The sequence below is a fragment of the Escherichia sp. MOD1-EC6021 genome (assembly GCF_002965245.1).
Classification (GTDB): Bacteria; Pseudomonadota; Gammaproteobacteria; order Enterobacterales; family Enterobacteriaceae; genus Escherichia; species Escherichia coli_F.
In genome coordinates this window covers 1-9,206 of sequence record NZ_PTRU01000056.1, presented here as the reverse complement: position 1 = coordinate 9,206, position 9,206 = coordinate 1, and the positions used below count along the sequence as shown (strand labels likewise).

Below are 9,206 nucleotides of genomic sequence, written 5' to 3'. Positions count from 1 at the left end.
ATCGGTGGAGCTGCATGACAAAGTCATCGGGCATTATCTGATCATAAAACACTATCAATAAGTTGGAGTCATTACCCATGGAACGGAGGTGCTCCTGTGACCTTTGAGCAGAAAAAAGCCCGGGCCATTGCCCTGATGGACAGCAAAAAGATGTGGCGGAGCAATTATGCCCCTCCTCTTCTGTGTATTCTCTGGCGGCTGGGTATCCGGCTTCCGCCATTACCCTTTATGCCGTTCTGGCAGGTCACGCTGTTGATGGGGAGCTTATGGGGCATTTCCTGGGGATGTGCAATGTGGTTTATCTACTGGGGGCCGTCAGGAATGGTGGCAGGTGAGGCCATTATTATAAGTATCACGGGTGGTTTTTTGTTCGGACTGCTCACGGCCTCTTTCCACTGGTGGCGCAGGAAAGTTAACCGGCTGCCACCATGGGATGATGTGTAAATCGTGCAGGCATGTTTTTACGGGGTGATGCTTTCATTAACCTGCACACGAACCTCCATCCCTGCATCGTGACAGGCCTGCAGCCACTGCGCCACTTCCAGCGGATCGCCCTCCCGGCGTACCACCCTGCCTTCTTTATTCCATAACTGCAGACAGGTGCTGCCGTCGAGACGCACCACAAAATCCCCACGGCAGGCCAGATACGTTATGCCGTTCAGCTGCACCGCCAGATCAGTGGCAGAAGTGCCGTCTGCGGGCAGACCTGCTGCCGGGACCAGCGGCAGTACGACGACTTCTGCCGCACGCTGTTCTGCCCGGAGGCGGTCCTGTTCTGCCAGCAGCAGAGGCTGTGCCACGGCCCGGCCGGCGTCCGTCAGCTCCACTGCCAGCTGCAGGTTCGGAGCGCGCAGGGTACGCAGCCAGCCGGCATCCTCCAGACGACGGCAGGAGGCGCGCAGGTTTGGCCCGTAGACCGGGGCTTCCCCGCTTCGCTCCAGCACCCGTTCTATGTCCCGCGTCAGCACGGGTCCTGGCCGTTTTTCATCAAGGGCAGCCAGCACAATCAGCACTCTCCGCTGCAGTGGCGACGGTCGGCGGCTCTGGGTCATTACCTGTCATCCTCCGGCCAGATGAGCTTTCTGAGGCGCTGAAAGTCGGCGTCAATGAGCTCCTGTCTCTTTATGGCATTCATTGAGGCATAGCCATTTATGGCCAGTTCATGCCAGAAGATCAGCACGGCTCCGGCTTTGGCTGACTCGCAGAGATAAATCGCGCCCTGGCTGTCCAGATTGCATTCCCGGATGCGTCGTTCCGCAAACCGGGTCAGTTGTTCATAGCTGAGTGAAAACGTCATTTCCTGATCCATCCTGCACGCTCCATCTGATAATGTTCTGACAGGTAAAAATTATATCCTGCATGATTTGTGTACTCTTGATTTATGATAATATCAGATATTGTTTAATTTTTAATGATGAAAATCATATCAGATATGATTATGTGAATTGCTTAATTATCATATCATTTGCCCGTTTCCCGTCGTGCAGATCCGGTTTCCGGCGGAAGTGGAGCCAGACCTGATTTGTTGCTGAGTATCGGTAAAAGTGCGGCTTATAAGCTATTCTGAAACATGGCAACTGAATCTGGGCTGTATAATTCCGGCAAGTGTCATCTGTATTTAAAGGACGTGTGAGTATGAAATTTATGGAATGTGCTGTCCGGGATGTGATTTATGGGACCAATGTCCGTATTGTCAAACCGGTCAACATTTATGAATGTGAACTCAGGGACAACGTGTTTGTCGGCCCCTTCGTTGAGATACAGAAAGGCTGTGTCATTGGTAGTGGAAGCCGGATACAGTCGCACACGTTTATTTGTGAGAACGTAACACTGGGGGAGAACTGCTTCATTGGTCATAACGTGACGTTCGCCAACGATCTGTTTCGTTCAGGAGCACCAGATCCGTCACCGGATAACTGGATCAGCATTACCCTGGGGGATTCGGTTACTGTTGGCAGTGGAGCCATTATTCTGTCTCCGTATATATGCAGCGGAGCTGTTATTGGTGCGGGTTCAGTTGTGGTAAAACCGGTTGAGAACAAAGGCATTTATGCAGGAAACCCGGCAAGACTGCTCAGAATATTATGAAAACGAAAAGGGCCGTTACTGGCCCTTTTTATCAGAGGGAGGTCTGTGAATACGGCAGGTGTACAGAAATCGACTGCCGGGGATCGATTTCCAGGGCCGCCCGGTATTCTGCGTCAGTGATATCACCTTTTTTCAGTAAATAACCGAGAGCATCGTTTCCCAGCCCTGACAGTATGCGTATTCTGGCGATCCGGAAATCAAACAGGCTGTCCATCATACCATGCTCCGGAAATGCGGGAGGAGTGGCCAGATAGGCAGGTTTGACTATACTGCTGATGATGTTCCAGTATCGGGAAAAGTCGCGGGCTGGCTCCGGGAGAAGACCTGACAGCAACCCAATCCGGATGGTTTCCAGCCAGCTGTCATAAAATCGCTTAACATGAAGTGAAGCCATGTGCTCAGCACACCATTTGCGCATAGCTTCTTTTTCCGGAAGGGAAGTCTTCCCGGAGAATACGTTCATTACCCACTGGCTGATGATATCAAAATAGGGAAACGCAGCCCCGAAACCGGCGGTATCCACCGGGGGATTAATGACGGCCAGAGAAGGGTCCTCTGTCCAGAAAAAGTGCTCATAGAGCTGTGTTCTGTCAAATCCCTGAATGAACGAGTAATCAGGCATTTCATAGCCTGTACAGGTTATGATTACATCATATTTTTCCTGAGATGCGTCGACGAACTTAATAGCGCCTTCTCCGGTGAAACGCTCTGCCAGGGGTTTAACTTTTATCAGACCGGCGGCCACATTCGGTATGATTTTTTCGTTAACATGCACCGCGTTATTGTTCGCCATGTCGGGCAACAGACCGGATGCTCGGTAGGCCTGCATGTAGTCAGGCATCATGGTGTCGAGATAACCGATAAAATCTTCATAATTCATTTGGCTCAGCAGACACCTGCCCAGATAGGAGTGCATCATGTCATTCGGGCCAGTCGGGAATTGTCTCGGCAGATAAAGTCCCATCTTTTTGACGGACAGACTTACGCTTCTGGCAAAGGGAACAAGGTCTGAGGCAATATCCGCACCGCTGACACCGCCGCCAATGATGAGGATATTTTTTCCTTTAAATGCCTCTGGCTCCTGATAATCTCTCGACGTGATCAACGTTCCGGAGAAGTTTTCCTCACCTGGCAGGGGGGGCCGGCGGGGTTGCCAGAGTTCACCTGTTGCAATGATGACCCGGTCAAAAATGTCTTCCGTGTCTTTTCCTTCAGAAGCGCAGCGGATCACCCAGTGTCCGGCGTCTTTTCTGAGTGAAACAACTTCAGTATTCAGTCGGGTCGACTCACGGAGGGCATCCTCTCCGGCCACGGCCGAAAGATATCTGAATACCTGTTCCACTCCTGGAAATTCATCGATATCGCTAGGGGGAAAGCCAGTATAATGAAATGTATAACGGGAGTTCTGCATACAGGCATTACGGTAAGCGCCACCACTCCAGGGGTTCCAGATCCCCCCAATTCGGGTATTCTTCTCAAACAGAACCACGGAGTGACCTGCTTTAATCGCATTACGGGCAGAAATGATGCCGGCAGGACCCGCGCCGATGATTGCAATATTCATACGTGTTTTTTCCTGCGGTTGATAAGTGTTATTACAAGCACTGGTGCAGCCAGAAACAGTGTGACAATATTGGCGATCAGTACGGCAAAATCAGATCGCATAATGCCATACGCTATCCATGAGATTACACCTGTCAGGAACATGATATACATAACAACGGAGATACCTTCGGTATTGCGTGTCCTGATAGTTTTTATGCTCTGTGGAGCGAACGCAAACGTTGTGAAAAATGCAGCAAACAGCCCGGTTAAAAGAATGGTATCCATATCAGAATGCCTCAATTATTTCCTGTATATGAAGGCCGGATGACAGGTCCGCCAGCTTAGGAGACGAGTGACCATATTTAATAAGAGCACACCAGTCGTCATGAAGATGAATAAACGAATCAGACCAGAATGGAAGCTCCCGTGGTGGATCAGGCAAGCGTTTCAGAGCGTCGAAGCCAATTGTTTCCGTATTCGTATCATTAAATAGAATCAGGAGCAGGCGATTTTCATGGTGGGTTGAATATCTGATTTCACCATTTTCAAATACAAGCTGTATATGCAGTCCCAAATTCTGATCTGTTTCCGATTTACTGGCATGAACTCTGAAATAAGCTCCCTTTTCTGAACTGCCCATTACATAGCCGTTATCATCCACTTCAACCTGACCATCTGATTTTGTACCCACCCGTGTCCCCTTTACCGTTTTGATCCCATGAACCACTACCGGGCTTTCCCCTATAAAACAAAATAAATCAAGCAGATGACAGGATAGATCGCCCAGAGCACCGCTGCTTTTGCTCTGTTGTGCGGAGTCTCGCCAGGTCAGGTGATGGCGGGTCAGTGCAGAATTTTTATTAAATTCTGCTGAGAAGAAATGCAGTTCACCTAATTTCCTCTCATTTCTCAGACGCATTATCATGTCGATGACGGGGTTATATCGGTAGTTAAAAGACACGATACTGCCTTTTGGAGCAATCTCCTGTAGATATCGTGCAGAGTTGAGATCTGTTGAGAGGGGTTTTTCACACACAAACGGGAGCTGTTTGTAGCGAAGCACTTCTTCTGCCACGCTAACGTGGAGATGGTTTGGTGTGCAGATAATGAACCCTTGACTGACTCCGGCAAGCTGCTCCAGATCCTGGCAGTTTGTTACCGGCAGGGAGCTTATTTCGCTGAGCTGTCGGGCGTTGTCCGGACTCACATCGTACAGGGCCAGACCAGTTACTAGCGGATTGAGACAAAGTGCGTTGACATGGGCACGGGCAATCCCCCCACAGCCGACAATTCCGATAATCATCACTATAGCTCCTTAAGAACGCTCAGTATCCCGTGGCAGTAAGCACTGTCCAGTCTGTTTCCGTACTGGCTGACTGCAAACGGGTCGGCATTACCCACCAGATAGCCACTTCCGGCCTGTGCAAACATGGCAAAATCATTCGCACTGTCACCAAAGGCAATAATGGCTTCTTTCGGCAGTCCGGTTTCTTCCATCAGAAAAGACACAGCCTGATCCTTGCCACAACAGAGGGGGATAAATTCAACGTCATAACAGCCAGGGGGATCGCCAGCCGCCGGGTTACAGCGGGTAAACACAACACGAATTCGTCGTTCGTCAGCCAGTTCCTGAATGGTGGCAAAATCGCTGGCAATAGATGGGCTCTCAGGGTAGTAATAGCTCACTTTAAAGGGGCCCTGATAATCCTCTGGTTGTTTCAGAAGGGGGATCTCTTTTTCCATCAGAATCTTAACCAGACAGTTGACATTCTGACGGCTGTAGCCTGAACGGCTTATTCTTTCTGCCCAGGTTTCAGAGGGGATGAGACGGCCATTTTTCACCCAGTAAAATTCGGTGCCGAGACTGCAACATATAAAGTGAGGGCTTCGCGAGATATATCCCCTGGATTTTCGCCAGGCTGAATCCAGATTTGTTCCCGTGATCCAGCCAGCGAGAATCCCCTTTTTTTCAGCATGGGATGTAATATAGGACTCCAACTGAACGACCCCCCCCAGTTTTTTTTTATCACTGTCCGAAGGAATATAAGTTTCATCAAGATCGCTGCACACCACAGTGCGGATTACTGTCGGGAACGGGAATTCGACGGGCCAGTTTTTATTTAAAATAGTCATGCAGTACCTCGATAACGATGTTTTGCTCCTGGAGCGACATATGGTTATGCAGTGGCAGATGAAGTAATGCAGAATGTATTTTTTCAGAATCACGGAACTGCTCTCGACGGGAATATCCGGTTGCCAATGGATGCTCTCCGCAATGTGAAAGGACGGGATAGTAAATATCTAACTCCACTCCTTTTTCACGAGCAAAGGCGAACAGAGAATCACGTTCGCCTTTGCAGAGCAGTACCGGGAAAAGGTGCCATGTATTCTGATGGGTCTCTGTCGGAAGTATTATGTTATGTGACAGGTCAGACAGTAAAAGATGGTAACGGGCTGCAAGAAGGCAGCGTTTTTTTGCATTATTTTCAAAATGTTGAAGTTTGACACTAAGCGTGGCAGCCTGAAGATTATCCATACGACTGTTTAATCCCCAGTTCTGGGCTTTAATATTCTTTTTACCTTCAGCAAATCCGTGATATGAATATTGCCTTGCCAGGCGTGCCAGTTCAGGATAAAGGGTCAGAACTGCACCGGATTTACCAAGAGAACCAATATTCTTAAATGGATTAAAACTCAACGCCAGCAGATCACAGTGGCTGATGAGTGACCTGATACCAAAGCACTGTGCTGCATCCACGATAACAGGAATGTCGGCTTTGCGGGCAATCCGGTGAATGGCATCAATGTACATGCAGGAGCCATAAAGGCAGACCGGTAACACGGCTTTTGTCTTTGAAGTTCTGAGGCGATCCACTTCATCCGGAAGCATATTGAAAGAACTGTCAATATTAGCGAAGACCGGAACGGCTCCCACGGCCATCACGGCATTCTCCGTAGCTGCAAAGGAGTTCAGTGGAACGATGACTTCATCTCCGGGTTCCACTCCAACAGATTTAAGAGCTATTTTTAACGCATCGGTGCCGCTACTGGTGGCAATACAGGTATGAGCACCATAAAATAATCTTAATGTCTCTTCTACTTTTCCAATATAGGGGCCACTGGTAAAACATCCGCTTTTAATTACAACTGAAATGATGTCCTGCACTTCTGAGCGTTCAGAACGGGAATTCAGTCTTGGAAGTGGCAGAAATTCGACTGACTCCGAGTCATCATATTCACTCTCGTTGTTGATACGGTGATATATATCTTCAAATTTTTCCTGTAGTTCATTTTCTGTTGATGCACTGAAGATCATTTCATTCAAAACACTGACATCTTTCATAAAGACCTCCATTTTATGTCGGAGAAAAATAAAGCACAGATAAACCGTATTTTCACATTTCAGTTACAAAATGGTGATATTTGTCACAGGCAACTTACAGGTCCGGTAATATCGGTCTGTTAGTGACATTTACTGAAAACGATGGAAAGGTATTGATAACGTGGTTGCCATAACCAATGCTTCAGGGAAGCCGATATGGTTAATATCATTACAATTGTCGCCACAGTTGCCTGTGTATCCGGATATTTGAAATGGATCTTCCTGAAGCAGGCTCGGGTAGTATCTTCATGGTCTGGCTTTCAGCAGGTCTGTGACTCTGCTATTTATTGATGAATATAACCTTTTCAATTCCAGTTATTGTTCTGATTGCAATAATCCCCTAATCACAACAATTCACCGTTTTTAGTGCTTATCCTGCAAAAATCTGTTTTTTCCCTTCCTGAGATCCGAAAACTCATTGTTCAGGATCTTCCTCTCCCCCCACACAACGCCACCTCCTGTAAGCACAACATGTGGTGCCGGATTCAGCTGCTGATGACACTATATGTTGTGTCATCTCCCTGACCAGTGATGCGTCGCGCAGGGGCGGAAAACAGCGATATGATGATTTCCTCAGCGTGGTACACTTCCGGAAACCCGTAAATAACAGAAAAATCGGATCTGCCGGAAATGGTCATTCGATAATTACGCTTTGTTTTTATAAGTCTGATTTTAATTTTTATTGGTTAACATAATGTAAGGTAAAATAAATAAGGCTTACTAAAAGCCAGATAACAGTATGTGTATTAACGCGCTGATCTTTGCGGCATAAGAATATATACTGATATGCATACCAGAAGTATGTCAAAAAGAGGTGTGCTATGAAGCAGCGTATTACAGTGACAGTTGACAGCGACAGCTATCAGCTGCTCAAGGCGTATGACGTGAATATCTCCGGTCTGGTCAGTACGACCATGCAGAACGAAGCCCGGCGACTGCGTGCTGAACGCTGGCAGGCTGAAAATCAGGAAGGGATGGCAGAGGTCGCTAGGTTTATTGAAATGAACGGCTCTTTTGCCGATGAGAACAGGGACTGGTGAAATGCAGTTTAAGGTTTACACCTATAAAAGAGAGAGCCGTTATCGTCTGTTTGTGGATGTCCAGAGTGACATTATTGACACGCCCGGGCGACGGATGGTGATCCCCCTGGCCAGCGCCCGCCTGCTGTCAGACAAAGTCTCCCGTGAGCTTTACCCGGTGGTGCATGTCGGGGATGAAAGCTGGCGCATGATGACCACCGATATGGCCAGTGTGCCGGTCTCCGTTATCGGGGAAGAAGTGTCCGATCTCAGCCACCGCGAAAATGACATCAAAAACGCTATTAACCTGATGTTCTGGGGAATATAAATGTCAGGCTCCGTTATACACAGCCAGTCTGCAGCCATGGTACCGGCAGTGTATTCTGCCGGACAGCCTGCATCGCTGCCTGTTGCCATTGATTATCCGGCTGCTCTGGCACTCCGCCAGATGTCGATGGTTCATGATGAACTGCCAAAATACCTGCTCGCCCCTGAAGTGAGTGCCCTGCTCCATTACGTCCCGGATCTGCGCCGCAAGATGCTGCTGGCCACACTGTGGAACACCGGTGCGCGCATTAATGAAGCACTGGCGCTGACGCGGGGGGATTTTTTGCTCGCGCCTCCGTATCCGTTTGTGCAGCTGGCCACTCTGAAGCAGCGGACAGAAAAAGCAGCCAGGACGGCAGGAAGAACGCCTGCCGGGCAGCAGACTCACCGGCTGGTTCCGCTCTCCGACTCTTGGTACGTCAGCCAGCTGCAGACGATGGTGGCAACACTGAAAATCCCCATGGAACGGCGTAATAAACGAACAGGCAGGACAGAGAAAGCGAGGATCTGGGAAGTGACGGACAGAACGGTCAGGACCTGGATTGGGGAGGCGGTTGCCGCCGCTGCTGCTGACGGTGTGATGTTCTCTGTTCCGGTCACACCACATACGTTCCGCCATTCCTATGCGATGCACATGCTGTATGCCGGTATACAGCTGAAGGTCCTGCAGAGCCTGATGGGGCATAAGTCCATCAGCTCAACGGAGGTCTACACGAAGGTGTTTGCACTGGATGTGGCTGCACGGCACCGGGTGCAGTTTGCGATGCCTGAGTCCGATGCGGTGTCTATGCTCAAAAGAATTCCTTAAGCTCTGACTTTTTTAAATCCCTTTCGGATATCTCATG

Annotated in this window: 13 protein-coding genes; 6 read left to right on the top strand and 7 right to left on the bottom strand. The window is 49.0% G+C overall.

What is annotated here, in order from left to right:
* Window positions 1-61 (top strand): IS1 family transposase (locus tag BEB54_RS30040; RefSeq protein WP_072147330.1); only part of this gene is annotated, 61 nt, incomplete at its 5' end.
* Window positions 62-96: 35 nt separating this feature from the next.
* Complete coding sequence (locus BEB54_RS27040; protein WP_000142428.1) at window positions 97-444, top strand: DUF6404 family protein; 348 nt, start codon at window positions 97-99, stop codon at window positions 442-444.
* 17 nt (window positions 445-461) lie between these two features.
* On the opposite strand, the gene BEB54_RS27035 is transcribed toward BEB54_RS27040, so the two are convergent.
* Both BEB54_RS27035 and BEB54_RS27030 read right to left on the bottom strand, forming a co-directional pair.
* Complete coding sequence (locus BEB54_RS27035; RefSeq protein ID WP_032285175.1) at window positions 462-1,052, bottom strand: hypothetical protein; 591 nt, start codon at window positions 1,050-1,052, stop codon at window positions 462-464.
* The gene (locus BEB54_RS27030; protein ID WP_000371887.1) at window positions 1,052-1,309 is read right to left on the bottom strand and encodes a hypothetical protein; all 258 of its coding nucleotides are present in this window, start codon (window positions 1,307-1,309) and stop codon (window positions 1,052-1,054) included. Before BEB54_RS27030 ends, BEB54_RS27035 begins: the two co-directional genes overlap by 1 nt.
* Window positions 1,310-1,635: 326 nt before the next feature.
* On the opposite strand from BEB54_RS27030, the gene BEB54_RS27025 reads away from it, so the two are divergent.
* A complete protein-coding gene (locus tag BEB54_RS27025; protein WP_001825139.1) occupies window positions 1,636-2,088 on the top strand; it encodes an acyltransferase in 453 nt (150 codons plus the stop codon).
* Window positions 2,089-2,119: 31 nt separating this feature from the next.
* On the opposite strand, the gene BEB54_RS27020 is transcribed toward BEB54_RS27025, so the two are convergent.
* From BEB54_RS27020 to BEB54_RS27000, 5 genes are read right to left on the bottom strand one after another with little or no spacing between them, the layout of a single operon-like run.
* A complete protein-coding gene (locus BEB54_RS27020; protein WP_032285176.1) occupies window positions 2,120-3,652 on the bottom strand; it encodes a flavin-containing monooxygenase in 1,533 nt (510 codons plus the stop codon).
* Complete coding sequence (locus BEB54_RS27015; protein ID WP_000379710.1) at window positions 3,649-3,918, bottom strand: SemiSWEET transporter; 270 nt, start codon at window positions 3,916-3,918, stop codon at window positions 3,649-3,651. Before BEB54_RS27015 ends, BEB54_RS27020 begins: the two co-directional genes overlap by 4 nt.
* A gap of 1 nt (window position 3,919) precedes the next feature.
* Window positions 3,920-4,936, bottom strand: coding sequence for a Gfo/Idh/MocA family protein (locus BEB54_RS27010; RefSeq protein ID WP_032280058.1), 1,017 nt, complete (start codon window positions 4,934-4,936; stop codon window positions 3,920-3,922).
* A 2-nt stretch (window positions 4,937-4,938) separates the two neighbouring features.
* On the bottom strand, window positions 4,939-5,766 hold the full coding sequence (locus tag BEB54_RS27005) for an HAD-IIB family hydrolase (RefSeq protein ID WP_000154003.1): 828 nt from the start codon (window positions 5,764-5,766) through the stop codon (window positions 4,939-4,941).
* Window positions 5,750-6,976, bottom strand: coding sequence for a DegT/DnrJ/EryC1/StrS family aminotransferase (locus tag BEB54_RS27000; protein WP_373415387.1), 1,227 nt, complete (start codon window positions 6,974-6,976; stop codon window positions 5,750-5,752). The genes BEB54_RS27005 and BEB54_RS27000 overlap by 17 nt, the downstream gene beginning before the upstream one ends.
* Before the next feature lie 860 nt (window positions 6,977-7,836).
* Between BEB54_RS27000 and ccdA the strand changes: the two genes are divergently transcribed.
* Genes ccdA through BEB54_RS26985 form a run of 3 tightly spaced genes read left to right on the top strand, consistent with a single transcriptional unit; the run spans window position 7,837 to window position 9,169 of the window.
* Window positions 7,837-8,055 (top strand): type II toxin-antitoxin system antitoxin CcdA, encoded by a 219-nt coding sequence (gene ccdA / locus BEB54_RS26995; protein WP_000813639.1) that lies wholly within the window; start codon window positions 7,837-7,839, stop codon window positions 8,053-8,055.
* Between the two features lies 1 nt (window position 8,056).
* Window positions 8,057-8,362, top strand: a complete 306-nt coding sequence (ccdB, locus tag BEB54_RS26990) for a type II toxin-antitoxin system toxin CcdB (RefSeq protein WP_032285172.1) — start codon at window positions 8,057-8,059, stop codon at window positions 8,360-8,362.
* On the top strand, window positions 8,363-9,169 hold the full coding sequence (locus tag BEB54_RS26985; protein ID WP_032285173.1) for a site-specific integrase: 807 nt from the start codon (window positions 8,363-8,365) through the stop codon (window positions 9,167-9,169). It begins immediately after the preceding gene.
* The last annotated feature ends 37 nt before the right edge of the window (window positions 9,170-9,206 follow it).